The organism is Pseudofrankia saprophytica (genome assembly GCF_000235425.2).
GTDB classification, from domain to species: domain Bacteria; phylum Actinomycetota; class Actinomycetes; order Frankiales; family Frankiaceae; genus Pseudofrankia; species Pseudofrankia saprophytica.
Genome location: NZ_KI912266.1, coordinates 1,406,946 through 1,431,727, shown reverse-complemented (window position 1 = coordinate 1,431,727; position 24,782 = coordinate 1,406,946). Strand labels below are relative to the sequence as shown.

Genomic DNA, 24,782 nt, shown 5'->3' with positions numbered 1-24,782 from the left:
CCTCGACAGGGGGAAGGACCGAACCGTGAAGAACTCCAGCGCGGTGGCACGGGCCGCACGTATGGCCGAGCGCGTTCGCGGTCGGGTGGCCGCGAGGGGCGAGGGCGCTCCTACCGGAAGTCAGCGTGGTGAGGCGACCGCCGGCGACGCCTCCACCCGCGGCGGGTCACCGCGGGTGGTCGTCGTCGGCGGCGGGTTCGCCGGTCTCGGCGTTCTCCGGCACCTCGAGGCACGGCTACCGGCCGGCGCGGCGGACCTCGAGCTCGTCTCCCCCACGGACCATCTGCTCTACACCTCCCTGCTTCCCCAGGTGTGCACCGGCGAGGTGGAGCCGCGGCACCTGGCGGTGTCGGTCCGGAGCGCGTTGCGGCGAACCGTCCTGCGTCCGGGGCATGCCGTCGACGTCGACCTCGCCGGCCGCACGGTCACCGTTCTGGGCAGCGACGGCTCGACGCATGAGACCGGCTGGGACCGTCTCGTCCTGGCGCCGGGATCACTCACCCGGACCTTCGACATTCCCGGCCTGGCCGAACATGGCCTCGGTATGAAGAACCTCGCCGAGGCCATCTATCTACGCGATCACGTGCTGCGTCAGCTGGAGTACGCGGACATGGCCACCGACGCCGCCGAGCGACGAGCTCGGTGCACGTTCGTCGTGGTCGGCGCCGGTTACACCGGAACGGAGATCGCCGCGCAGATGCGCCGGTTCACCGCCGGTGTGCTGGAACGTTTCCCCCGGCTGGCAGCCGACGAGCTTCGCTGGATCCTGCTCGACCTGGCGCCCCGGGTGCTCCCGGAGCTCGACGAGGCCCTGGGGGCGGGCGCCATGAAGGTGCTGCGCGACCGCGGAGTGGAGGTCCGGCTGGAAACCTCCGTCACGAGGGTCGCCGCCGATTCGGTCACGCTGAGCGATGGCGAGGTCGTGCCCGCGCACACGCTCGTCTGGTGCGCGGGCATAACTCCCAACCCGCTGATGGAAAAGGTGGGCACCGAGACCGTCAAGGGCCGTCTCGTCGTCGACGAGTACTTCAACGTTCCCGGCGCGGCCGGTGTCTTCGGGCTCGGCGACGCGGCGGCGGTGCCTGACGTGACCAGGGACGGCGCGCCCGCCGGCCAGACCGCGCAGCACGCCGTCCGCCAGGGGGCCGCCGCGGGGCGCAACGTCGCCGCCTCGATCGGCTACGGCAAGGCCCGGCCATACCGCCACCGCGACCTCGGATTCGTCGTCGACCTCGGCGGCACCGACGCCGTCGCCAACCCGCTCGGGATTCACCTCTCCGGCGTCCCGGCCGCCGCGGTCACCCGCGCCTATCACCTGCTGGCCCTCGGCGCGGGCACCAACCGGGCGCACGTCGCGACCGACTGGCTGCTGGCGACGGCGGTTCCCGAACAGGTCGTCCAGCTCGGCTTCCGCCCACCGCCCAAGGCGACGATCACCGAGATCGAGGACACCCACGTCTACGCCGGATGAGGTCGCCGTGCTGTACCGGGATGGCCTCGAGCTCTGCGGATGGCGGCGCGGCACAGCGGTACCCGCCGACGGCACCCGCGGTGCCAGGCCAGATCGCTCAACCGTCCGCTCGCCGGACGGGCAGCAGGGATGATCGGGTCATGGTCCGAATCGCGGCAGTAGGAGATCTCCACGTCACCACCGGGGCAGCGGCTCGGCTTCGGCCGCTATATCAGCGTGCGGCCGACGTGGCCGACGTTCTTCTTCTTGCCGGGGACCTGACCGAGGATGGCGACACCGATTCCGCCGCGGAGGTCTGCGACCTGTTCGGTGGCCTCGACCTGCCAGTGATCGCCATTCTCGGCAACCACGACTACGACCGCGGCGAGGAGGCGATGTTCACCGAGATGCTGACCGCCGCTGGCGTGACCGTGCTGGAGGGGTCGTCCACCGTCGTCGACACCGCCGGCGGACAGGTCGGAATCGCCGGCGTGAAGGGATTCCCCGGAGGCTTCACCGGCTGCGCGGCTGCCGCGCACGGAGAGCAGGAAATGAAGATATTTGCTCGGCTGGCCGAAACGGCCGGGGGAGCGTTGCGAGACGCACTTGAGCGGCTCGACGTCGATCTCCGGGTGGTCCTCACGCACTACGCGCCGATCCGGGAAACCCTCGTGGGTGAGCCGCTTGAGCTGTATCCGTTCCTGGGCAGCCACCTCCTCGGCGCGGCGATCGACGGCGAACCCGCGCCCGACCGGCGCCCGGTCGCGCTGGCCCTGCACGGCCACGCGCACTACGGGACCGAGGTCGGAGCGACACCCGCCGGGACTCCCGTACGCAACGTCGCCGCACCGGTCATCGGCGCCCCGTTCGCCGTCTACCGGCTTCCGGAGGCGATCCGCATCGGGTGAGGCACGACGCCCGGCTAGAGGTGCGCCTCTCCGCCGTCACCGACGAAGTCGAACAGCCGGATGTCCGGCCGGTATGGCGACGTCGGTCCGACCAGCCGGTGGGTTCCCACACCGATCAGGAAGCCGTCCTCGGTGTCGAACCCCACCTCCTCAAATCCCGCCGCGGCGAACCAGGAACGCACCGCTGGAGTGAGATCAGGCGCCCGGCGATGACGTGTCCAGATCACGGTCGCGGCGGGTTGGCACAGCCGGGGCAGTTGCTCGACGGTGTGTCGCACGTCAGCGTCGCTGACATTGCCGAACACTCCGCAGACCAGGGCGATGTGCGCCGGGGCGATGTCCTCGTACATGCCGACGTCCGCCGCGTCCCCGACCACAACCCGCACGCCGTCCAGTCCGGCGGACCGCGCCGCGCGTTCCGCGTCGGCGGCAAGGTCGGGGGCGAGCTCGACGAGCCTGGCCCGGACGTCGTCGCGGCGCTCATGGTCAACCACCGCGCCGAGGATGTCGCGGCCTTGGCCCGCGCACATGCTCAGCACCCGGATCTCCCCGGGCGGCTGCTCGTCCAGCGCCTGCCGAATGCGTCGCTGGACGATGGCGAGCCGACGGCTCAGCGGTGACCCCGTGACGTCGTACTGCCGGTGCCAGTCAACCCAATGTCGCTCTGACCAATGGCGCTCCGACGCGGCACGATCCACGAGTTCCGACCATAGCCGGGAACGGGAAAGGAAATGCGCGGCTCGGGCGTGGAGGCCCGCGATCGCCGCACGGCGAGCGCGCGTCCGGGTACTAAGACGCCGCTGGAACCGCCTTGCGCAGGCCGAGCAGGCGGGTCAGCAGACGGTCCTTGGTCCGGGTCGGCAGGCGGGAGAGCATCACGGCGGCGCGGGCATCGGCATTGGCGAGGTAGTAGGCCCTGGGCTTGGAGGCCTCGATCGCGCGCAGCACGGTGTCCGCGACGGTCTGGGCCTTCGAGGTCCTCATCGCCACCTGCGCGGCGGCGACGGCCTCGAGCTGACGGCTGTACAGGGCGACCGTGCGCGGGTCCGCCTCGCGCAGCACGGCCTGGGCGGCGGCGTCGGCCTTGGCGAAGATCGGGGTCTCGATGGCCCCGGGAACGACGGTCACGACGTGGATCCCCCACGGCGCCAGCTCGACCCGGGCGGCGTCGGAGAACGAGTCGAGTGCCGCCTTGCTCGCCGAGATCGGCCCGGCGAACGGGACCGCGACACTCGCGCTTGGGGCGCTGATGTTCACCAGGCGGCCGCGGCCCGCTCGCAACAGCGGAAGGAACGCCTGCGCGACCTCGACCGCGCCGAAGACGTTGACGGCGAACTGGCGCTCCAACTCGGCGCCGGCGACCAGCTCGACCGGACCGTGGACAATCACTCCGGCGTTGTTCACCACCGCTCGCAGGCCGCGTTCGCGCCGGGCGGCGGTGACCTGCTCGGCCGCGGCACGAACACTGTCTCGGTCCGTGACGTCCAGGCCTACGACGTCGACGTTCGGAAGGCCCTTCAGGTGCTCACCGCCGCCGCGTACGGCCGCGTACACGTGGAAGCCACGCCTGGCGAGCGTCTCGGTGATGGCCGTTCCGATGCCGCCGGCGGCGCCGGTGACGAGGACCGCCGGGTGATCTGTTGGCTGCGACACCGATGCCTCACATGGATTGGATGACATGTTGGTCGATACAGGTGTGAGCATCCATGTGGCCGCGGCGACATGTCAAGGTGTACATGTGCCTACCGACGAGAGGGGGTGAGGATGTCCCTGCGACATGGGCTGCTCGGGCTGCTGGCCGAGGGACCGGCCAGCGGCTACGACCTCACCCGTCGGTTTCAGGAGACCCTCGGGCCGATCTGGCCCGCCCAGCACCCCCAGATCTATGCCGAGCTCGGCCGCCTGGCCGAAGCCGGCCTGATCGAGGTGGAGAGCCGAGGACCGAGGGGGCGAAAGGCATACGGCATCACGGATGCCGGTCTCGACGAGGTCCGCCGCTGGCTCACCGAGGGCGAGGTCGACCACACCCTGCGCGTCGAGCCCCTGCTTCGTTCCGTGTTCTTCTGGCTGATGTCGCCCGGCGACCTCGACGCCCACCTCGAACGGGAAGGCCGCTACTTCGCCGAACAGGCGAACCTCTACCGCGAGCATGCCAATGCCAAGGATCGCGGCGACTACGGTGACAGCCCACAGACGCGGTCGATCCGCCTCGCGGCCGAGGCCGGCATCCGGCTCTTCCAGGCACTGGCGGACTGGGCCGAGTGGGCCCGCGCCATGCCGCCGGTCAGCGACTCCGATCCCGCGGACTGATCGCGTCGGTCCGGGGCGGCGGACCGACAGGCCCGTTTCTGGTAGTACCTACCTTGTGGACGAGCGTTTGCGGCGGGCGGCGCTGGCCGCGAAGGGTTTCATGCCGGAGGACGAGGGTGACGCGCTCTACGACGCGGCGAGGACGGTGCCCGCGGGTGGGCTGATCCTCGAGGTCGGCACCTACTGCGGAAAGTCGACGATCTACCTGGCGGCGGCCGCTCGGGAGGCGGGGGCCCAGGTCGTGACGGTCGACCACCACCGCGGCTCGGACGAGAACCAGGCAGGCTGGGAGCACCACGACACGACGGTGGTCGACCCGCGCACTGGCCGGATGGACACGCTGCCCTTCCTGCGTCGCAACCTCGAGGACGCCGACGTGGAGGACGTCGTCACCCTCGTCGTCGGACGCACGGAGCAGGTCGGTGGCTGGTGGACGACACCCGTCTCGCTGCTGTTCATCGACGGTGGCCACGCCGAGTACCAGGCCCAGGCGGACTACGAGGCGTGGGCGCACCACGTCCTGCCAGGCGGCACGCTGCTCATCCACGACGTGTTCCCCGACCCCGCGGACGGGGGCCAGGCTCCGTACCACATCTTCCTGCGAGCCCTGGACGACGGTTTCAAGGAGCGTTCCCGCACCGGCTCTCTCCGTGTCCTGGAGCGCGTGCCCTAGGGAGCAGCCCCGGCCGCGGAGCTCTGCTAACCCGCTACCTGGGCTAACCCGCTACCTGCTGTCGACGCCCCTCGGTGAGGCGGTCGGCGAGCGGGCCGCTGGCCCAGGTGGCGAGCAGCGGGGCCGGCTCGCAGTCGCAGGCAAGTTCCAGCTGGTCCCGGCTACGCGGGAGCGGCGGGACCCGGCCCGTGAGCCGGCCCGTCGGCGGGGCCGCGGGCCTGGAGAGGAACCTGTCCCCGCCCTCGACGGGCTCCAGGATGGTCATCGGCTCGGGCAGGTCGTCGCCGCGGAAGACAGCCTCGCTGACGCCGCCGGCGAGCACGTCGACGGCGAGGATGACGGCGGCCGCCGTGTAGGAACTGTGCTCCACCGGCCAGTGGCAGCCGGTCTCGAACTGCCAGCCGGTCCAGTAGGCGCCGTTGTCGTGGCGCAGGTGCTGCATGTCGTCGACGAGCGTGCGCGCCGCGGCCGTCTCTCCGACCAGGTGCATCGCGATCGCGAGCTCGCACGTCTCGGCACCGGTGACCCATGGCTCGTCATCCACGCACCGGATACCCAGGCCGTCGACGACGAAGTCGTCCCAGCGTGCGTGTAGCCGGGCCAGGCCCTCGGCACCCTTCAGCGCGCCGCCGATCACCGGGTAGTACCAGTCCATCGACCAGCGATCGGTCGGCAGGAAGTACTCGGGATGGGCCCGCACCGCGTGCGCGAGCGCGCCGGTGGCCAGTTCCCAGCCGGGCTGCGCCTCACCTACGAGGTCGGCGAGGCCGAGCCCGCAGCGCAGGCTGTGCAGGGTGCTGGCGCAGCCGGTGACCAGCGCCGCCGGGTAGTCGCTGCCGTCGGTCGACCGGGCCCACCAGATCTGGCCGCTGGGGGCCTGCATGTCGACCACGAAGTCCAGCGCGGCCCTGACCACGGGCCACATCCGGGTGACGAACGCGCGGTCGCCGGTGCGCCGCCAGTGGTGCCAGACCGCGGTGGCGACATAGGCGCACTGGTTGCTGTCCGCGTGGTCCTGCTTGACCACGCCACCGACCGTGCTGCCGGCCCAGGAGCCGTCGGGACGCTGGTTGCGCACCAGCCAGTCCCAGCCCCGGCTGGCGGCGTCCTGCCGACCGCCGACCTCGAGCGCCATCACGCACTCGAGATGGTCCCAGGCCTCGGTGTGGCCGCCGGCGAACCAGGGGATCGCGCCGTCCGGCTCCTGCATGGTGACGAGCGCGTCGGCCGTCTCGACGATCTCGGCCCGGGTCAGCAGTGGCGCGGGCCACGGTGCCGGTGCGGGCCGGGCGGGGCGGTCGGGCCGCCGGATCTGCTCGGGCCAGCCCGGCCGCTGACCGGGATGGTCGGGCAGGGCGGGCATCGTGAGTCCGTCCGGCCGGACCAGATGCGGATCGGGTTGGTCAGCCGACACCACGGCTGGTCTCCTCCAGTTTCGTGAGCGTGGCGGCCGCTGCCTGCGTCTCGTTGGGCTCGGACGCCGGGCCGGGCACAACGAGCGGTTTGCGCAGGTAGAGGACCACGCTCTTCCCCAATATCGGGTTGAGTACCTGCTCGGCCCACCGGGTCAGCTTGGGGCGCTTCATCATGTCCCAGACCAGCAGGCGGTGGTAAAGCTTCGTGGCCGGATGGTCGTCGTCATGGACACCGACGAGACAACGCAGCCACCAGTACGGCGAGTGCAGGGCATGCGCCTGGTGCCCGCCGATGTACTCCAGGCCGGTGGCCGTCAGCCGCCCGACCAGCTCGTCGCGGCGGTAGATGCGCACGTGGCCACCCTCGACCGTGTGGTAGCCGGTGGACAGGCCCCAGCACACCCGTTCCGGCAGCCAGGCCGGGACCGTCACGGCCGCGAGCCCACCGGGTCGCAGCACCCGGGCCAGCTCGGCCATCGCCTTCTCGTCCGCCGGCAGGTGCTCGAGGATCTCGGCGGCGATCACCCGATCGAACGTCGCGTCGGCGAACGGCAGGCCGAACGCGTCGCCGCGCACCGCGCCCGCCCGCGTCCGTTCCGGCACCTGGCCCTCGGCCGCCATCGCGGCGAGCATCCCGCCCACCGCCTGCACGTCGCCAAACGAATAGTCGAGCGCCACGACGTCCGCGCCACGGCGGTACGCCTCGAACGTATGCCGACCGGCCCCGCAGCCCAGGTCGAGGACACGCTCGCCAGGGCCGACCGGGAACTGGTCGAAGTCGACTGTCAGCATCGGTTACCGAAGCGCCGCGATTCGCTCGGCGTACCAGTCGGCGGTCGCGGCGGTGGCCACCCGCCAGGAGAACCGCTCCTCGACGCGGCGGCGCCCGCCGGCGCCAAGCCGGGCCCGCAGCTCCGGGTCGCCCAGCAGCCGGCTGATGGCCACAGCCAACGCGTCCGGGTCGCCGGGTGGCACGGTGAGAGCCGCCTCGCCGTCCGGCCCGGTCACCTCCGGCAGCGCGCCAGCGGTGGTCGCGACGAGCGGCAGCCCGCAGGACATCTCCTCGACGGCCGGCAGGCTGAAGCCCTCGTACAGCGACGGCACGACCGCGACCTCGGCGGACCGCAGCAGGTCGACGAGCTCGGACTGTTCGAGGTTGGACCGGAAGGTGACCGCGTCGGTCAGGCCCAGCTCGCTGACCTGGCGCGCGGCGGCGCCACCGGGACGGGCCTTGCCCACGCAGACGACGTGCGCGTTCTCCCGCTCGACCCTGATCTTCGCGAGCGACTCGAGCAGCACCAGCAGCCCTTTGAGGGGGACGTCCGCGCTGGTGACCACGGCGATCCGGCCGGGAACCTTGGCCACGGCCGGATTGGGCGAGAAAACCTCATGATCGGTACCGAGCGGCACCGTGTGCATCCGCTCGGACGGGATGCCCATTTCGGCGATGACGTCGGTCCGCGAGCTCTCGGACGGTAGGACGATGCCGTCCAGCCGGCGGGCGACCCGAGCCTGCATCGGAAGGAACGAGTACCAGCGACGGACCCCGAAGCGGGCCTTGAGCCCCTTCGTCGCCTCCAGGTGCAACCGGCGGTCGACGGTGATCGGGTGGTGCAACGTCGCGACGAGCGGGATGCGATGCGGCTCGAGCGCCCTGCGCAGCGACAGCAGCCCGTATCCCAGCGTCTGGTTGTCGTGCACGATGTCGAACGGCGGCGGCGTGCCCTTGCGCGGCCGCACCGCCTTGTTCGCGCGCAGGCTGAACGCGAGCGGCTCGGAGAACTGGCCCGTCCGCATCATCACGAACTCGGCCATCGAGGCCGCGTCCCGTAGCTCACGCGGCGACGGCCAGCGCAGCGGGTTCGGCTCGCTCCACAGGTCCAGGCTCGGTAGCCGCTGAAGCTCGACCCCTTCGTCCACGACCGGGTACGGCGGCCCGCTGAACACTGTCACCTCATGGCCGAGGCCGATGAGCTCGCGGGACATCTGGCGGATGTACACGCCCTGGCCCCCACAGGTGGGGAGACTGCGGTACGACAGCAACGCGATCCGCAACGGTGCGCCCTCCCAAGCTTCAGGCTCTCTCTCGCCAACCTGTCGAGAGCAGCGCCGTGACTTGTCACATTAGGACAGATTGGTCCGATCTTCCTGCACATCGGACCCGCTCCCCAACCTCGCCGCCGTCCCCGTGACGAGTCGGTCCATTGCGGACGAATCGATCAGTCCGACCGTCCCCGTTCCCACCGAAGCGGTGAGAGGGCAGACACCCAAAGTGGTTACCCGCTACCTTCGGTAAGCAATCAAGTGGTTGCGTAGCGCAACGCCCTAAAAAATCAGAGCACGAACTCGAATCGGCCCCATGTCTGCGCCCCCAAATCGGGCACTGTCGCGCTCCGCCCGGCCACGCACCGACACGCGCACCATCCCGATCCGAGCCCCAGGCGTCGGCGATGGATGGCTCAAGATCACGCCAACCACGACGAGCCCACGCATCCCCGACCCAAGCCAGCCTCAAACAAAGACCATCATCATCCGCAAGACGAGAAACAAACTTCCGCCACAAACAAAACCCCGGTCACCTCAAAAAAAACCACAAACACCCCAGAGGACAAGCCTCCCCCGCAGCCCTCCACCCCGGAAGCCAAAAACCAAGCAAGAAACAAAAGCAACATAACCCAGACGACCCGGAAGCCCAGGGGCGAAGCCCCCTGGCGCGAGCCCCGGGCCTCGGAGCAAAACAGCGGCCCCAACGAAGTTGACCAAAGGTCAACGAGCAACGCAACGTAGCCCAAACGATCCAGGGGTCCAGGGGCGAAGCCCCCTGGCGTGGGGTCCGGGGCTCGGCCCCGGAGCAAAATAACGGCCCCCGGCGAAGTTGACCAAAGGTCAACAAGCAGCGGAAACCAGCTCGAGTGGACCTAGGTGGACTTGAACCACCGGCCTCTTCCTTATCAGGGAAGCGCTCTAACCGACTGAGCTATAGGTCCGTATGTCACGTCTGCGTCGCAGCCTACAGGATATCCAAGGGCCCCAAGGGGGCGAAGAGCTCCTGCCGGAGCCAAGAGTACAGGATGGCGGCGCCGCTGTGGGCGGCGCCGCCGGGACGTCAGCGGTCGCTGAGGGTGACCTCGATGCCGCCGATCATGTCGGAGCAGAGGTTGTAGAGAAGTGCGCCGAGCGTGGACAGCAACGTGATCAGGATGACGTTGATCGCGCCGATGAGCAGGCTGATCTGCATGGCGCGGCCGAACGACAGCCAGGAGCTGACGTTGTGGCTCTCGTCCGTGGTCAGCGTGCCCGCCGCCTCGACGATGCTGTCGAAGACGCCGATCGAGTTCAGGACGAACCAGAGCACCGCGACGGCGACCATGATGACGAGGAAGACGCACAGCGAGAACGCGAACGCCAGCCTGGTCACGGTCAGCGGGCTGACCCGGGTGAGCCGCAGCTTGGCGCGTCGGCCGGCGCCAACCTGGCTGAGGTCGTCCTCACCCTCCTGGTAGCCGTCCACGTAGTCCTGGCGCGGGTCCTGGCGCGCCGGCTCCGGCCGGTCGTACCGGCCGGGCTGGCCCTGGTGACCGGTCGGCCCGGGGTAACCGGCGGCGCCGGGGTCCTGGCGACCGTCGCGCGGTGGCCTCGCCCATTCCTGGTCGGCGCGCCCACGGTCGAGCCCCGGGCTACCCAGCGGCGCACCCACCGGCCCGGCGGGACGGCTGGCGGACGTCGGCGCCGGCACGCGTTCGGCTGGGACGGCGGGAGCGCGAGACGGCTTGGCCAGGTCGGGCTTCACCGGCTCCGCGACGGTCCGGTCCGGGTCGGGACCGGGGGCGGCGACGGCGGCGACCTTGCGGGTGTCGGCGGCGCCCGGACGGTCGGCACGCTCTGGCCGCGGCGCGGCGCGCTCTGGCCGGTCCCGCTGCTCCGCGGGCTCGGCGGCACCGCCGCGGGCACGGGCATCGCGGCCGGCGTCGCGCGCCTTCTCCGGGCCCCGAGCTGGGTTACGCACGATGGCCATCGTGTCGGGGTCGCGCGGAGGTTGCGCCTGCTGGTCCGCTCCGGCCGGTTTGGCCGGCGCGCCGCGGCCAGCCGCGGCATAAGGCTCCGACCGGTCAGAGCGGTCCGAACCGCCCTTGTCCGCGCTCGGCGGCGGGGGTACAACCGGAGCGGGGACCGTTGCCGTCGCCGCGGACGCGGACGGCGACGGCTTCGCGTCCAGCGTGGTCGTCTTCGCCGGGGCCTTCTTCGCCGCGGCCGACGCCGCCGACGAGGTCACGGACCGCACGACCGCGGTCTTCTCAACGTCGGCCTCGCCCACGCCAGTTCCTGGCGACGTGGGCGTCTTCGTCGCCGTCCTGGCGGGAGCGCTGTCGGCGGGCGACCGGGTGGGGGCCGAGTCGTTCTTGCTCCCCGGCCGCTCGAAGAACGGGTTGCCGTTGCCCGATGCTGAGCCCTCGTCGTCGGTGGCGGTCGCCGGGAGCGCGCCGGCCCTACCCGACCGTTCGTCCTTGTCGCTCACGCGTCTCCCCTCAGCTGCCCGTCAGCCCCGCCGTCAGCCGGCCGCCGGCTCGTCGCCCTCGACGTCCTCGGCATCAGCATTACGCGCGACGCCCACGACCTGCACACCGGGCTCAAGGTCGATCAGCTTCACGCCCATCGTCTGGCGCTGCGCCCTGCGGACGTCCTTGGCTACGGTACGCAAGACGCCACCGTTCGACGCGATGGCATAAAGCTGATCGTCAGGCTCGACGACGAGCGCCCCGACAAGGTTGCCACGACTGGAGACGATCTTCGCGGTGAGCACGCCCTTGCCGCCGCGGCCCTGGACCGGGTACTCGCCCAGCGGCGTCCGCTTGGCGTAGCCGCCACTGGTCGCCACCAGCAGGTCGGCCCGCAGGTCCGGCTTGACGACGGCGATCGAGAGCAGCTCGTCGGCGGCGTCGAACCGCATGCCGATCACTCCGGCGGTGGCGCGGCCCATCGGGCGCAGCTGCTCGTCGTCGGCGTGGAAACGGATCGACTGGGCGTTGCGGCTGACCAGCAGCAGGTCGTCCTCCGCGCCGACGAGCCTGGCGCCGATCACCTCGTCGTCCTCGCGCAGGTTGATCGCGACGAGGCCACCGGTGCGGTTCGAGTCGAAGTCCGCGAGCGCGGACTTCTTGCACAGCCCGCGCTTGGTGGCGAGCACCAGGTAGGGCGCGGCCTGATAGTCGTGAATCGCCATCACCTCGGCGATGCGCTCGTCCTGGCCGAAGGCGAGGATGTTCGCCACGTGCTGGCCCTTGGCGCTGCGGGCCTGCTCCGGCAGCTCATGCGCCTTGGCCCGGTAGACCCGGCCCTTGTTCGTGAAGAACAGCAGCCAGTGGTGCGTGGTCGTGACGAAGAAGTGCTCGACGATGTCGTCCTCGCGCAGCGCCGCGCCCTGCACACCCTTTCCGCCGCGCTTCTGCGAGCGGTACAGGTCGGTCTTGGTCCGCTTGGCATAGCCGCCCCGGGTGACCGTGACGACGACGTCCTCCTGGGCGATCAGGTCCTCGATGGACATCTCGCCTTCGAACGGCACGATCCGGGTGCGCCGCTCGTCGCCGAACTTGTCGACGACCTCCTTGAGCTCCTCGCTGATGATCTCACGCTGCCGCTGCGGCGAGGCGAGGATGGCCTCGAGCTCGGCGGCCCGGGCGCGCAGCTCGGCGGCCTCGTCGGTGATCCGCTGCCGTTCCAGGGCGGCGAGGCGGCGCAGCTGCATGTCCAGGATCGCGGTGGCCTGGATCTCGGAGAGCGAGTAGCGCTCCATCAGCTGGACCCGGGCGGCGTCGGCCGACTCCGCGTTGCGGATCAGCGCGATCACGTCGTCGAGGTGGTCGAGCGCGATCAGCAGGCCTTCGAGGACGTGCAGCCGCTCGCGGGCCTTGCGCAGCTGGTAGCGGGTCCGTCGGACGACGACGTCGACCTGGTGCTCGACGTAGTAACGGATCATCTGGTCGAGCCGCAGGGTCCGCGGCACACCGTCGACGATCGCCAGCATGTTGGCACCGAAGGTGTCCTGCAGCTGGGTGTGCTTGTAGAGGTTGTTCAGCACGACCTTGGCGACGGCGTCCCGCTTGAGGTCGATGACCAGGCGCTGGCCGATGCGGGCCGAGGTCTCGTCCCGGACGTCGGAGATGCCGGAGATCTTGTTGTCGCGGACCAGCTCGGCGATCTTCTCGGCGAGGTTGTCCGGGTTGACCTGGTAGGGCAGCTCGGTGACGACGAGCTGGGTGCGGCCCTTGTTCTCCTCGACGTTGACGACGGCGCGCATCCGGATGCTGCCGCGGCCGGTGCGGTAGGCCTCCTCGATCCCGGAACGGCCGACGATGAGACCGGAGGTCGGGAAGTCGGGGCCCTTGACGAGACCGATGAGCGCCTCGAGCAGTTCCTCGTCGGTGGCGTCCGGGTGGTCGAGGGCCCACTGGACGCCGGCGGCGACCTCGCGCAGGTTGTGCGGCGGGATGTTGGTCGCCATGCCGACGGCGATGCCGCCCGCGCCGTTGACGAGCAGGTTCGGGAACCGGCTCGGCAGAACCAGTGGCTCCTGGGAGCGCCCGTCGTAGTTCGCCGCGAAGTCGACGGTGTCCGCGTCGATGTCGCGCAGCATCTCCATGGCCAGCGCGGCCATGCGGGCCTCGGTGTACCGCATGGCGGCGGGCGGGTCGTTGCCCGGAGAGCCGAAGTTCCCGTTCCCGTCGACGAGCGGGTAGCGCAGCGACCACGGCTGCGCGAGCCGCACCAGGGTGTCGTAGATCGCCGTGTCGCCGTGGGGGTGGTAGTTACCCATGACGTCACCGACGATGCGGGAGCACTTGAAGTACCCCCGGTCCGGCCGGTAGCCACCGTCGTACATCGCATAGAGCACCCGGCGGTGCACGGGCTTGAGGCCGTCGCGGACCTCGGGCAGGGCACGCCCGACGATGACCGACATCGCGTAGTCGAGGTACGACCGCTGCATCTCGACTTCGATGCCGATCGGCTCAATCCGGTCGCCAGGCGGCGGTAGTACGTCGACCACGATGTCCTTCCAGGGCAGTGCGGAACCTGTCGGTTATTACCCCAACAGCACGGAACTAGTCGGTTAGTGCGCTATGTCGCAGTTGGTGCCACCGAGCGCGGCCAGCCTGCGCACCGGCCAGCCGCGCTCGCTCATGACCAAGACCCCGTCGATCGCCCTGCCGGGCACCCCGTCGGACGAAGCCCGACATCGGGGGTTCCAGGGGGTCGCCCCCCTGGGCGGACATCGCGGGCTGCCCGGGAAGCTGGCCAAAGGCCAGCGACCAGGGCTGCCCGCCTCGGGCGGCGAACAGGGTTCGTCCCGATCAGATATCGAGGAAGCGGACGTCCTTGGCGTTGCGCTGGATGAAGCTGCGGCGGGCGTCGACGTCCTCACCCATCAGGACGCTGAACAGCTCGTCGGCCACGGCCGCGTCGTCGAGCGTGACCTGCAGGAGGATCCGCTTGTCCGGGTCCATGGTGGTGTCCCACAGCTCGGTCGCGTTCATCTCGCCGAGGCCCTTGAACCGCTGGATCGCGTCCTTGGGCAGCTTGCGCCCCGACTCGACGCCACGCTCGACGAGCCCGTCGCGCTCCCGGTCGGAGTACGCGTACTCCCAGTCCTCCCGCCCCCATTTGATCTTGTAGAGCGGAGGCTGCGCGAGGAAGACGTGGCCCGCCTCGACCAGCGGGCGCATGAACCGGAACAGCAGCGTGAGCAGCAGCGTCCGGATGTGCTGGCCGTCGACGTCGGCGTCGGCCATCAGCACGATCTTGTGATAGCGCAGCTTGGCGATGTCGAAGTCGTCGTGGATGCCGGTGCCGAGCGCCTGGATCAGCGCCTGGACCTCGGCGTTCTTGAGCACCCGATCGATACGGGCCTTCTCCACGTTGAGGATCTTGCCGCGCAGCGGCAGGATCGCCTGGTACTTGGAGTCACGCCCGCCCTTGGCCGAGCCGCCGGCCGAGTCGCCCTCGACGATGTAGACCTCGCAGCGCTCCGGGTCGGTGTACTGGCAGTCGGCCAGTTTGCCGGGCAGGCCGGTGCCACCGAGCAGGCCCTTGCGCCGGGTCAGGTCACGGGCGGCGCGGGCGGCGATCCGGGCGCGCTGTGCGTCGAGAGCCTTGGAGACGATGGCCCGCGCCTCGACCCGGTTGGCGTCGAACCAGTCCCGCAGCGCCGAGTACGCCATCTCCTGGACGAACTTCTTCGCCTCGGTGTTGCCGAGCTTCGTCTTCGTCTGGCCCTCGAACTGCGGCTCGGCGAGCTTGACGGAGATGATCGCGGTCAGGCCCTCGCGGATGTCGTCGCCGGAGAGCCGCTCGTCGGCGTTCTTCGCGCCGGCCTTGACGGGCTTGAGCAGGTTCTGGTCCTTGGCGTAGATGTTCACCGCGCTGGTCAGCGCCGCCCGGAACCCCTCCTCGTGCGTGCCGCCCTCGTGCGTGTTGATCGTGTTCGCGAACGTGTAGACCGACTCGTTGTAACCGCCGTTCCACTGCATCGCGAGCTCGGCCTCGATGCCCTTGCCCTTGGCCTCGAGCGCGATGATCGTCTTGTGGATCGGCTCCTTCGTCGCGTTCAGGTGGGTGACGAAGTCGGCGAGGCCGTGCTCGTACATGAACGTGACCTCGACGGGCTCCTCGCCGCGCTCGTCGCGCAGCGAGATCGAGATGCCCTTGTTCAGGAAGGCCATCTCCTGCAGGCGCCGGTAGAGGGTCTCGTACTTGTACTCGAGGGTCTCGAAGATCTCCGAGTCGGCCCAGAAGGTGACCGTGGTGCCGGTGCGCTCGCTCCTCTTCAGCGGCGCACCCTTCTCCAGCCGCCCGGGACGCTGCGCGGTGTACGTCTGGGCCCAGACGAAGCCGTCGACCTTGATCTCGACATCGAGCCTGGTCGACAGCGCGTTGACGACGCTGATGCCGACGCCGTGCAGGCCGCCCGAGACGGCGTAGGACTCGCCATCGAACTTGCCGCCGGCGTGCAGCTTCGTGAGCACGACCTCGACGGTGGGCCTTTTCTCGGTGGGGTGCATGCCGACCGGGATGCCGCGGCCGTTGTCGACGACGCGCACGCCACCGTCCGCGAGCAGCGTCACCTTGATGGTGTCGCAGTACCCGGCGAGCGCCTCGTCGACGGAGTTGTCCACGACCTCGTAGACGAGGTGGTGAAGGCCACGCTCCCCGGTGGAGCCGATGTACATGCCTGGCCGCTTGCGGACCGCGTCGAGACCCTCGAGAACCTTGATCGAACTAGCGTCGTACGCCACGCACCGGGTCCCCTCGTCAAGGCCACATCGCCAGGCCCCTTCGTGGGGCCCCTTCGTTATGGGCCGAAGTCCTCATCAGTCTACCTGGCAACCCGCCACAACAGACGCAGGGTGGCGCCTGACGTCCGCGTAGCGACCCGACAGAGGCCTGACCGAACCCCCCTACGCACGGGGCGCCCGACGCGCTGTGGCGCCGATCCACGCCGATTCCCGCTCGCGAGGGCCAGCTACGGGCTGGTGCTCGCCCAACGGGCACGTTCCCCGAATGCCCCGTCACAGCGCGCGAGGATCGACGAGGCCGACGCGGGCGAAGCCCCCGGACGGCTGGCCTGGCCGCTATCCGTAGGTATCGCGAGGCCCTCGGCCGCCGGGCATCTGAGCAGGCCCGTGCCGCCACGAGGGCGCCGACGGCCCGCGCACGTTGATCCGGGTGACGACGTCGGGGCCCAGCTCCCGGCGCAGCTCGCCGAGGATCCGGCCGGCCAGGAAACGCAGCTGGGTGGCCCAGGCGGTCGACTCCGCGGCGAGCTCCAGCACTCCGTCGCGCAGCGAGACCGGGGTGGCGTGCGCGCTGATGTCCGGGCCGACGATGGCATCCCAGCGCGCCAGCACCGTCGAGTCGGCCGCCTTCGCGCGCCAGCCGCGCGCCGCGAGCATCCGCTCGACGGCGGTGCCGAGGGAGGTGGGCTCGCGCCACTCCCGCCCCGGCGCGGCGATTCCCGGCAGCCTCGGCCGGCGCGGTGGCTCCCGGTCGTCGTCGCCATCCGTTCCCTCAGGACGGGAGTCGGGCCGCGAGGAGTTCGGGGAGTCGGCGTTCCCGTCGGGGTTGCGGCCGGCTCGGCCCCCCGAGCGTGCGCGGGCCCTGGCATCCGCTTTCGCGGCGGCAAGCACCTGACGGGCGAGGTCGGCCCCCTTGGGCGTGGCCGCCCCGGCCGGTTCCGCCGGCCCAGGATGGTCGGCCGGCCCGGGCCGGCCGACCGCCGCCCGGCCGTCCGTCTGTTCGCCTGGCTCAGTCGGCAAGGCTGACCTCCCCCGTCCGCACGGTGAACCGTGGCCCCCCCAGCTCCTCCGGCACGTCCGCGCCGACCGCCGCGGTGATCAGCACCTGCTCGGCCGACGCGACCAGCTCGGCGAGCCGGCGGCGGCGGTGCGTGTCGAGCTCGGCGAACACGTCGTCGAGCAGCAGCACGGGGCCGCGGTCGTCGGCGCCCAGCAGTTCGAAGGCGGCCAGCCGCAGCGCGAGGGCGAGCGACCACGACTCGCCGTGGCTCGCGTAGCCGCGGGCCGGCCGGCCGCCCACCGACAGGACCAGCTCGTCGCGGTGCGGGCCGGCCAGCGTCACGCCGCGCTCGACCTCCCGCGGCCGCAGGGCGGCCAGCTCGGCGAGCATCGCGCCCGCGATCGCCTCCCGGTCGGCGCCCTCGGGCAACGGCACCGAGCACCGGTAGTCGACCCCGACGGCCGTCGACGTCTCGGTTCCCGCCACCGCCGCGTAGGCCGTGGCGATCTGGGGGCGCAGGTCGTCGACGAGCGCGAGCCGGGCGGCGAGCAGCTCGGCGCCGTGCCGAACCAGCGCCTCGTCCCAGGAGTCCAGCGTGCGCAGGTCGCCCCTGGCCCGCAGCAGCGTGGTCCGCTGGCGCAGCACCCGCTCGTAGTCGGCGATCACCCCGGACAGCCGGGGAGCGCGCGCCACCAGCAGCTCGTCGAGAAAGCGGCGTCGCTCAGCCGGGTCGCCCTTGACCATCGCCAGGTCCTCCGGCGCGAACAGCACGACCGACAGCAGGCCGAGCAGGTCGCGAGGGCGAGGGAGCTGGCGGCGGTTCAGCCGGACCCGGTTCGCCCGGCCGCTGACGATCTCGATCTCGGCCAGCGCCGCCCTCTCCGCGCGCACGACCCGAGAACGAATCACGGCGCGCTCGGCGCCCTCCCGGATCAGCGGCACGTCGCCAGACACCCGGTGGCTGCCGAGCGTCGCCAGGTAGCCGACGGCCTCGAGCAGGTTCGTCTTGCCCTGGCCGTTGGATCCCACGAACGTGACCACTCCGGGCGGGAGGGTCAGCTCAAGCGACGAGTAGGACCGGAAGTCGACCAGCTGCAGATGCGTGACGTGCACGTCACCCGTTCAGCCGTTCAGCTGGATCGGCATGAGCAGATAGCGGTAGTCGGGAGCCTCGCCCTCGCCGGCGCCCTTGCCGGTGAGGATCGCCGGCTTCTTCGCCGCGACCTCGGCGTCATCGGCGCTGGCGAAGCCGAACTCGACCTGGTCGGAGTCGATCGCGTTCAGCGCGTCCTGCAGGTAGGCCGGGTTGAACGCGACCGCCAGGTCCGGGCCGGAGTAGGTCGACGGCAACGTCTCGGACGCCTGCGCCTCACCGCCGTTGCTGCCGGCCTCCAGCTCCAGATGGTCCTCGGTGAACGCGAGTTTCACCGGCGCCGTCTTGGGCGCCACCAGGGCGACCCGCTTGACCGCCTCCAGCAACGGAGCCTTCTCCGCCGCCGCGATCAGCGGGCACGAGTCGGGCAGCAGCTTGCGGTACGGCGGGAACTGGCCGTCCACCAGCCGGGTGGTGGTCTGCCGGCCGTTACCGGCGAAACCGGCCAGCGCCTCGCCGGAAGGGCCGGTGCCGAGCGCGATCGCGACCTCGACCGAGCCCCCGGACAGCGACCGGGCCGTGTCGAGCAGCGTGCGCGCCGGAATGAGCGCGACACCAGCCGCGTCGGGGCTTTCCGGACGCCACTTGAGAGTGCGCACCGCGAGCCGGTAGCGGTCGGTGGCGGCGAGCGTCAGGACATCGCCCTCGATCTCGAGCCGAACACCGGTGAGCACCGGCAGGGTGTCGTCCCTGCCGGCGGCGACCGCCACCTGGGAGACCGCGGCGCCGAACGCGCCACCCTCGATGTAGCCGGTGATGGGCGGCAGCGGCGGCAGTGCCGGGTACTCCTCGACGGGCATGGTCCGCAGGGTGAACCGCGCGTTCCCGCAGGCGATCACCAGGCCGTTGCCCTCCGTCCACACCTCGACCGGCGCGGCGGGCAGCTGCTTGGTGATCTCCGCGAGCATCTTGCCCGGCGCGAGCGCGCGCCCCTCCTCGGAGATCGTCGCCTCCAGCTTCGCCTGGGCGGCCACCTCGTAGTCGAACGCGGCAACCACCAGGCCCGGCCCGCTCGCGTCAAGGAGCAGCCCGGTCAGCACCTGCTGCTGGGCCGCGGTAGCCGTGCGACTCGGCAGGCTGCGCGCGGTCCAGGCAACCGCCTCGGTGAACTCGTCCCGTTCAACCCGGAACCTCATGCCTGCCTCCTCTGGCGGCGACGAACCGAACCAGCATCTCAGAGCCCTCCGACAGCCCTGCGAGCGGTCCAGTCATCCGCGCAAGCGAGCGACCACGCAGAGCGACCGGGGCAGGTCGGCGCGGGGCGGCGGCGCGCCGAAGGTTCTCTGGCGTGGCCTGGAGCGGTCACGTCCACGTCCCCTCGGCGGGGAGTGGACCTGTCGGCCACCACGCGAACCCCGGCCGGGTAGCCCGGTCGAAGGCATCGGCCAGGAGATCACGCAGGAGACCACGGCGGCCGGGCGCGAGGCGTCCGACCAGACCAGGCGCTCGGCGCGTTGTCCCCAGGGCCCAGTACTTCAGGCTTTTGATCTCTTGGAAAATTTAATGGATCGCCGTAGTAGTAGGGCCTGTGGAAACTGGGGATAACCAGCGTTCGCGCAGGTCAGGGGCCCAGGAGCACGGTGGAGAGCGTGTGGGTGGAGCTGTGGGTGAGCCGGGTCGTCGTCCACAGGGCCGTTCCGTCCCCAGGCGCCATGCACCGTTCATCCACCGGTTGCCCCCACGTCGTCCCCAGGCTGTCCCCAGTTCTCCACAGCCCGTCCGCAGGGTTGTCCGCAGCCCGCCCCCAGTTCATCCACAGGCTTGTCCACAAGCTGTGGGTGAATACCACCCAAGTGGTCTCGCGGCCGCTGTGGGCGCCCCGGTGGTTTGTTCCTGACGGACTGGGCCAGTTGCGAAAGAAGTGCTTCGTTCGCCGGATCTCCGGCCGATGCAATGGGTACGGCGCCCAGCTGACCTGGGCAGACTAGTCACTCGGAAGCAGATGACTAGTCATTCAGAATCAGGAAGAAACGTCCATCGCCCGCGAACGCGGCGACGAGAGTCCACGGAGCGCGCAAGCTCACGCCAACGCCTGTTCATACCCAGCGATATCCACAGCCTGGGGGTATCTATGGCCCGTCGGCGGGACGTGGAGCGGCGGAACCAGTGGCCACTGGCCACTGGCCGGGGTTAGAGGTGCCGGGTCTCGGCGCGGATGCGGTTGGTCAGCTCGGTGACCTGGTTGTAGATGGCGCGGCGTTCCGCCATCAGGCCGCGGATCTTGCGGTCGGCGTGCATGACGGTGGTGTGGTCGCGGCCACCGAACTGCTGGCCGATCTTCGGCAGCGACAGGTCCGTCAGCTCCCGGCAGAGGTACATCGCGATCTGGCGGGCGGTCACCAGCACGCGGCTGCGGGACGTGCCGCACAGGTCCTCCATCGAGACCCCGAAGTACGCCGCAGTCGCGTTCATGATCGAGGTCGCGGTGATCTCGCTGCTGGTCGCGTCCGGGATGAGGTCGCGCAGCACGATCTCGGCCAGCGTGCGGTCGACATGGGACTTGTTCAGGCTGGCGAACGCGGCGACCCGGATGAGCGCGCCCTCGAGCTCGCGGATGTTGCGCTGGATGTGGGTGGCGATGTACTCGAGGACGTCCGGCGGGACCGGCAGCCGCTCGGTGGCCGCCTTCTTCGACAGGATCGCGATCCTGGTCTCCAGGTCCGGCGGCGTGACGTCGGTGATCAGCCCCCACTCGAACCTGCTGCGCAGCCGGTCCTCGAGCGCGGAGAGCTGCTTGGGAGAGCGGTCCGAGGAGATGACCAGCTGCTTCTCGGTGTCATGCAGGACGTTGAAGGTGTGGAAGAACTCCTCCTGCGTCCGCTCCTTGTTCTCCAGGAACTGGATGTCGTCGACCAGCAGCACGTCGGTGTCCCGGTAGCGCCGTTGGAAGGCCTGCTGCCGGTCGTCCCGGATCGAGTTGATGAAGTCGTTGGTGAACTCCTCGGTGCTGACGTACTTCACCTGGGAGTCCGGGTAGAGCTTCAGCGTGTAGTGGCCGATCGCGTGCAGCAGGTGGGTCTTGCCCAGTCCCGAGTCCCCGTAGATGAACAGCGGGTTGTAGGCCTTCGCCGGCGCCTCCGCGACCGCCACGGCGGCCGCGTGCGGGAACCGGTTGCTGTCGCCGATGACGAACGTCTCGAAGACGTACCGGGGGTTGAGCCGGGCCGGCTCGGACGGCCGCGGCTCCGGGTCGCGGCCGAGCCCGGTGGCCACCCGCTGGATCGGCGGCGCCGACGGGTCGAGGAACTGCTCCGGCGCCCCGCCCCCGCGGCCGGCCCCGTCGTGGGCCGGGTCCTCGCGCTCGCGGGTGACCGCCACCGGCGCCGACGGCAGCACCATCGGGCCGGTCATCGGCTCGGGATCCGTCTGATGTTCGACGGTGACGGCCACCCGGATCTCCCGGCCGTACGCGGCGGTCAGCGCGGTGGCCAGGAACGGGCGCAGCCGGGAGTCGAGCAGGTCCTTGGTGAACTCGTTCGGGGCCGCGAGCAGCGCGGTGTCCTGCACCAGGCCAAGCGGCCTGGTCAGCCGCAGCCAGGCCCGCTGCTGCGCGGACAGCGTCCCGTCCGCCACCCCGGCCACCGCCTGCCGCCAGACAGCATGCAGGTCAGGGTCGTCCCCCAGGGGTAGCTGGCGCTGGGAACCCGTGGCAGAGGGCGGTTCGCGGTCGTTCACGGGTGCTCCTCGGCGGGTTGGCCAGGTCGGCGGACGCGGCGTTCGGAGCGCGACGGGGTCGCGTCCCCTCGGCCGACGCACGGCGGGTGGACTCAGGTGAGACTCGGACGGGACCACGGCGCGGCGCACCGGGTTCTCCACATCGTCGTCCACAACCTGTGTACGGACATGACACCGCATCCGGCGTGCCGCCGGCACGGTAGCCCCTTCCCCGCCGATTAACTAAGCGAGACGTTGGCGCCGTTCGGCGCGTTCGGCATCTATCCCCGTCCGGCGCCGGGGAGCCCGGCCGCGGCTGTGTAAGCTGGAGCGTCGCCAGCGGGTGTCGTCTCTAACGGGGCGGCTCGTGCCCACCGGATCTTTCGAGGAGTCCCTCGGGAGCGTCCTTCGGGTGTGCGGTGCGCTCTTCTCGATGCGTGCGTCGAACCGGGAGCCGCACTGGCGTAGCCTGAGAACGGACAGCGTCTGCCTGTCGCGTCCCTGACCGCCAGTTACCCGGAGTCGTCACGTGAGCAAGCGCACCTTCCAGCCGAACAACCGTCGGCGGGCCCGCACCCACGGGTTCCGGCTCCGGATGCGTACCCGTGCCGGCCGCGCCATCATCTCCGACCGTCGCCGCAAGGGCCGCCGCGAACTGTCCGCCTGAGGCGGACATCGCCGGCGCTCGGTTACCGGCTCCGATGCTTCCCGTCCGTGCCCGTGTCAACTCCCGGGACGAGCATGCCCGGATTGGGCGGGAAGGGCGCCGGTTCAGCTGTTCGCCGCTGATCGTTCACGCTCTCAGCACCCGTGACTCCGGCCCGGCCAGGGCCGGCTTCGTGGTGAGCCGCAAGGTCGGTACGGCGGTGACCCGTAACCGGGTCCGTCGGCGCCTGCGGGAACAGACCCGTTCGCGGCTCGCCTCGGTGCCGCCAGGCACCCTGCTGGTCGTCCGCGCGCTGCCCGCGTCGGCTGAGGCCAGCTCGGCCGAACTGGCCGACGCGCTCGACCGCGGGCTGGCGGCGATGCGGTCCGGTCGGACGCGGTCCGGCCGGGACCGCCCGGCCCGGGCTCGCGCGACGACGCCCGGGACGACGGCGAAGCCGCGCCCGGTCATGGGCCGGTCAGGCAACCCAGCCGAAGGCCGCGCCGCCGTGGCCAAGCCGGACGCGACCTTCGGCGTCCCGGACGACGAGGCCGTGAGCCGGCCGGTGAGCTCGGACGAGCCGCGCCGGAGCCGACGATGAGCCGCCCCGTCTGGGCGCTGTGCGCCCTCGGAGCGCTCGCGCTCGTCGATCTCACGCTCGCGTCCGCGACGTTCGGCCGGTGGCTGCCGGCGGTCGCCCGTGACCGTTCCGGCGCCGTCCGCGGCCCGCTGGCGTGGCTGCTCGCCGCCCTGATCCGCGGCTACCAGCTCGTCTGGTCGCCCCGGTCGGCCGGCGCCTGCCGATTTGAGCCGTCGTGCAGCGCCTACGCGCTGTCCGCCGTTCGTATGCATGGTGGGGTAAGAGGCGGCCTGCTTGCCTGCTGGCGCCTGCTGCGCTGCCAGCCGCTATCCCGCGGTGGGTACGACCCAGTACCTGTACAGTCCGCCCGAGGGGCCTGGAGGAGTTAGACCGGTGCTGGATCCGCTTTACCATCTCGCGGCGAACGCGATTGTCTTCTTCCACAAGGGCTTCGGTCCGATCTTCGGCCAGGACAGCTTCTTCGCCTGGGCCTTCTCTGTCGTCCTCCTGGTCGTCTGCGTCCGCATCCTGATCTTCCCGCTGTTCGTCCGGCAGGTGAAGTCGCAGCGGACGATGCAGCTGATGCAGCCCCGGATCAAGGAGATCCGGGAGAAGTACGGGCACGACAAGCAGGTCATGCAGCAGAAGATGATGGACCTGCAGAAGGAGCACGGTAACCCGCTGCTCGGCTGCCTGCCGATCTTCTTGCAGATCCCGCTGTTCCTGGCGCTGTTCCACGTCTTCACGCACCTGTCGCCGATGAACGAGGGCCCGGGCGGCTCACTCATCTGGCGGCCTCGCGTGGGCCTGAGCGCCGACCAGGTCGAGCAGATCGCCTCGGCCAAGGTGTTCGGCATCTCGCTGGCGACCTCGTTCACGTCGAAGTCGAGCCTGCTGGACTTCCTGCACGCGAACGGCACGCACGTCAAGATCGTCGCTGTCGTGCTCATCGTGCTGATGGGCGCGACGACGTTCTTCACCCAGCGCCAGATCATGTCCCGCACCGGGCCGACCGACCCGCAGCAGGCGATGGTCCAGAAGGTCCTGCTCTACGGCTCGCCGGTCATGCTGGCCATCTTCGGTTTCCGGTTCCCGATCGCCGTCCTGATCTACTGGCTCACCACCAACCTGTGGAGCATGGGCCAGCAGTTCTACGTCATCAGGCGGATGCCGCCGATGACGCCGGACGCCTCCGGCCGGCTGCCCGGCGCGCGCCCCGCGACCGCCGCCGCGGCCGCGGGTGACCGCCCGACCCCGTCGCGGCCGGCTCCGGGCGCCAAGCCCGCTCCGGGTGCCCGCACCAAGGGCAAGGGCACCGCCGCCGGCACCCGGCAGACCTCGCTGACCAAGGCGACGCCGCCGGCTACCGCGAACGGCGCGGGCACGAAGCGGAACACGACGTCGGCGAACGGCTCCACCGTCGCCAAGAGCGGCTCCGCGCCGGCTGGCACCAGGTCGCCGCGCGGTGGCGCGTCGAACCGGGTAACGCAGCCGCCCAGCGTCGCCAAGGACTCGGGCACGAAGGACTCGGGCACGAAGGACGTGGGCATCACCGACTCGGAGGCTTCGCCGTCGGCGAGCGGCTCGGCCGCGCCGACCCCGGCTCCTGTCCCGGCCGGCGTCACCCGGCACGTCGGCGGGTCGCGCCCGGCCGCGAAGCGCAAGAGTGGCGGCAAGGGGAAGCGCCCCGGCGGACGGCGGTGAGC

At 70.7% G+C, this 24,782-nt stretch carries 20 protein-coding genes and 1 tRNA gene; 8 read left to right on the top strand and 13 right to left on the bottom strand.

Translation table 11 applies throughout. From position 1 onward, the window contains the following. Positions 1-25 precede the first annotated feature (25 nt). Together FRCN3DRAFT_RS0206210 and FRCN3DRAFT_RS0206205 are read left to right on the top strand one after the other, a co-directional pair. Positions 26-1,471: an NAD(P)/FAD-dependent oxidoreductase gene (locus FRCN3DRAFT_RS0206210; protein WP_007511717.1), complete on the top strand. Its 1,446-nt coding sequence runs from the start codon at positions 26-28 to the stop codon at positions 1,469-1,471. A gap of 140 nt (positions 1,472-1,611) precedes the next feature. After that, positions 1,612-2,358, top strand: a complete 747-nt coding sequence (locus FRCN3DRAFT_RS0206205) for a metallophosphoesterase family protein (RefSeq protein WP_007511716.1) — start codon at positions 1,612-1,614, stop codon at positions 2,356-2,358. 14 nt (positions 2,359-2,372) lie between these two features. On the opposite strand, the gene FRCN3DRAFT_RS0206200 is transcribed toward FRCN3DRAFT_RS0206205, so the two are convergent. Both FRCN3DRAFT_RS0206200 and FRCN3DRAFT_RS0206195 read right to left on the bottom strand, forming a co-directional pair. Beyond that, entirely contained in the window at positions 2,373-3,056 is a 684-nt protein-coding gene (locus tag FRCN3DRAFT_RS0206200) for a class I SAM-dependent methyltransferase family protein (protein ID WP_027140308.1), read from the bottom strand. Positions 3,057-3,147: 91 nt separating this feature from the next. Continuing rightward, a complete protein-coding gene (locus FRCN3DRAFT_RS0206195; RefSeq protein WP_007511711.1) occupies positions 3,148-4,011 on the bottom strand; it encodes an SDR family NAD(P)-dependent oxidoreductase in 864 nt (287 codons plus the stop codon). Between the two features lie 111 nt (positions 4,012-4,122). Here FRCN3DRAFT_RS0206195 and FRCN3DRAFT_RS0206190 point away from each other — a divergent pair, with 111 nt between their 5' ends. Together FRCN3DRAFT_RS0206190 and FRCN3DRAFT_RS0206185 are read left to right on the top strand one after the other, a co-directional pair. Beyond that, entirely contained in the window at positions 4,123-4,668 is a 546-nt protein-coding gene (locus FRCN3DRAFT_RS0206190) for a PadR family transcriptional regulator (RefSeq protein ID WP_007511709.1), read from the top strand. A 55-nt stretch (positions 4,669-4,723) separates the two neighbouring features. Further along, entirely contained in the window at positions 4,724-5,341 is a 618-nt protein-coding gene (locus FRCN3DRAFT_RS0206185) for a class I SAM-dependent methyltransferase (protein ID WP_007511707.1), read from the top strand. Positions 5,342-5,384: 43 nt separating this feature from the next. On the opposite strand, the gene FRCN3DRAFT_RS42930 is transcribed toward FRCN3DRAFT_RS0206185, so the two are convergent. The 11 genes from FRCN3DRAFT_RS42930 to dnaA form a co-directional block, all read right to left on the bottom strand. Continuing rightward, complete coding sequence (locus FRCN3DRAFT_RS42930) at positions 5,385-6,758, bottom strand: prenyltransferase/squalene oxidase repeat-containing protein (protein WP_007511705.1); 1,374 nt, start codon at positions 6,756-6,758, stop codon at positions 5,385-5,387. Further along, positions 6,745-7,548 carry a class I SAM-dependent methyltransferase gene (locus tag FRCN3DRAFT_RS0206175; RefSeq protein ID WP_007511704.1) on the bottom strand — a complete coding sequence of 268 codons (804 nt, stop codon included), beginning with the start codon at positions 7,546-7,548 and terminating at the stop codon, positions 6,745-6,747. The genes FRCN3DRAFT_RS42930 and FRCN3DRAFT_RS0206175 overlap by 14 nt, the downstream gene beginning before the upstream one ends. Positions 7,549-7,551: 3 nt before the next feature. Next, positions 7,552-8,811, bottom strand: a complete 1,260-nt coding sequence (locus FRCN3DRAFT_RS0206170; RefSeq protein WP_007511702.1) for a glycosyltransferase family 4 protein — start codon at positions 8,809-8,811, stop codon at positions 7,552-7,554. Between the two features lie 858 nt (positions 8,812-9,669). Beyond that, positions 9,670-9,743, bottom strand: a tRNA-Ile gene (locus FRCN3DRAFT_RS0206165). 119 nt (positions 9,744-9,862) lie between these two features. After that, the gene (locus FRCN3DRAFT_RS57045; protein ID WP_007511700.1) at positions 9,863-11,272 is read right to left on the bottom strand and encodes a DUF3566 domain-containing protein; all 1,410 of its coding nucleotides are present in this window, start codon (positions 11,270-11,272) and stop codon (positions 9,863-9,865) included. A 33-nt stretch (positions 11,273-11,305) separates the two neighbouring features. Next, on the bottom strand, positions 11,306-13,798 hold the full coding sequence (gene gyrA / locus FRCN3DRAFT_RS0206155; RefSeq protein WP_007511698.1) for a DNA gyrase subunit A: 2,493 nt from the start codon (positions 13,796-13,798) through the stop codon (positions 11,306-11,308). A gap of 304 nt (positions 13,799-14,102) precedes the next feature. After that, positions 14,103-16,043, bottom strand: coding sequence for a DNA topoisomerase (ATP-hydrolyzing) subunit B (gyrB, locus tag FRCN3DRAFT_RS0206145; RefSeq protein ID WP_007511696.1), 1,941 nt, complete (start codon positions 16,041-16,043; stop codon positions 14,103-14,105). 336 nt (positions 16,044-16,379) lie between these two features. Continuing rightward, on the bottom strand, positions 16,380-17,063 hold the full coding sequence (locus tag FRCN3DRAFT_RS0206140; RefSeq protein ID WP_007511694.1) for a DciA family protein: 684 nt from the start codon (positions 17,061-17,063) through the stop codon (positions 16,380-16,382). Next, positions 17,053-18,156, bottom strand: a complete 1,104-nt coding sequence (gene recF, locus FRCN3DRAFT_RS0206135) for a DNA replication/repair protein RecF (RefSeq protein ID WP_007511692.1) — start codon at positions 18,154-18,156, stop codon at positions 17,053-17,055. The genes FRCN3DRAFT_RS0206140 and recF overlap by 11 nt, the downstream gene beginning before the upstream one ends. Positions 18,157-18,165: 9 nt before the next feature. Then, a complete protein-coding gene (dnaN, locus tag FRCN3DRAFT_RS0206130; RefSeq protein WP_007511690.1) occupies positions 18,166-19,332 on the bottom strand; it encodes a DNA polymerase III subunit beta in 1,167 nt (388 codons plus the stop codon). A 994-nt stretch (positions 19,333-20,326) separates the two neighbouring features. Beyond that, positions 20,327-21,871 carry a chromosomal replication initiator protein DnaA gene (dnaA, locus tag FRCN3DRAFT_RS0206120; RefSeq protein WP_007511686.1) on the bottom strand — a complete coding sequence of 515 codons (1,545 nt, stop codon included), beginning with the start codon at positions 21,869-21,871 and terminating at the stop codon, positions 20,327-20,329. A gap of 508 nt (positions 21,872-22,379) precedes the next feature. Between dnaA and rpmH the strand changes: the two genes are divergently transcribed. Genes rpmH through yidC form a run of 4 tightly spaced genes read left to right on the top strand, consistent with a single transcriptional unit; the run spans position 22,380 to position 24,780 of the window. Then, entirely contained in the window at positions 22,380-22,517 is a 138-nt protein-coding gene (rpmH, locus tag FRCN3DRAFT_RS0206115; RefSeq protein WP_007511684.1) for a 50S ribosomal protein L34, read from the top strand. Positions 22,518-22,551: 34 nt separating this feature from the next. After that, complete coding sequence (gene rnpA / locus FRCN3DRAFT_RS57320) at positions 22,552-23,097, top strand: ribonuclease P protein component (protein ID WP_007511682.1); 546 nt, start codon at positions 22,552-22,554, stop codon at positions 23,095-23,097. Next, complete coding sequence (gene yidD, locus FRCN3DRAFT_RS0206105) at positions 23,094-23,465, top strand: membrane protein insertion efficiency factor YidD (protein ID WP_007511680.1); 372 nt, start codon at positions 23,094-23,096, stop codon at positions 23,463-23,465. The genes rnpA and yidD overlap by 4 nt, the downstream gene beginning before the upstream one ends. A 4-nt stretch (positions 23,466-23,469) precedes the next feature. Further along, positions 23,470-24,780 (top strand): membrane protein insertase YidC, encoded by a 1,311-nt coding sequence (gene yidC, locus FRCN3DRAFT_RS0206100; RefSeq protein WP_007511679.1) that lies wholly within the window; start codon positions 23,470-23,472, stop codon positions 24,778-24,780. Positions 24,781-24,782 lie beyond the last annotated feature (2 nt).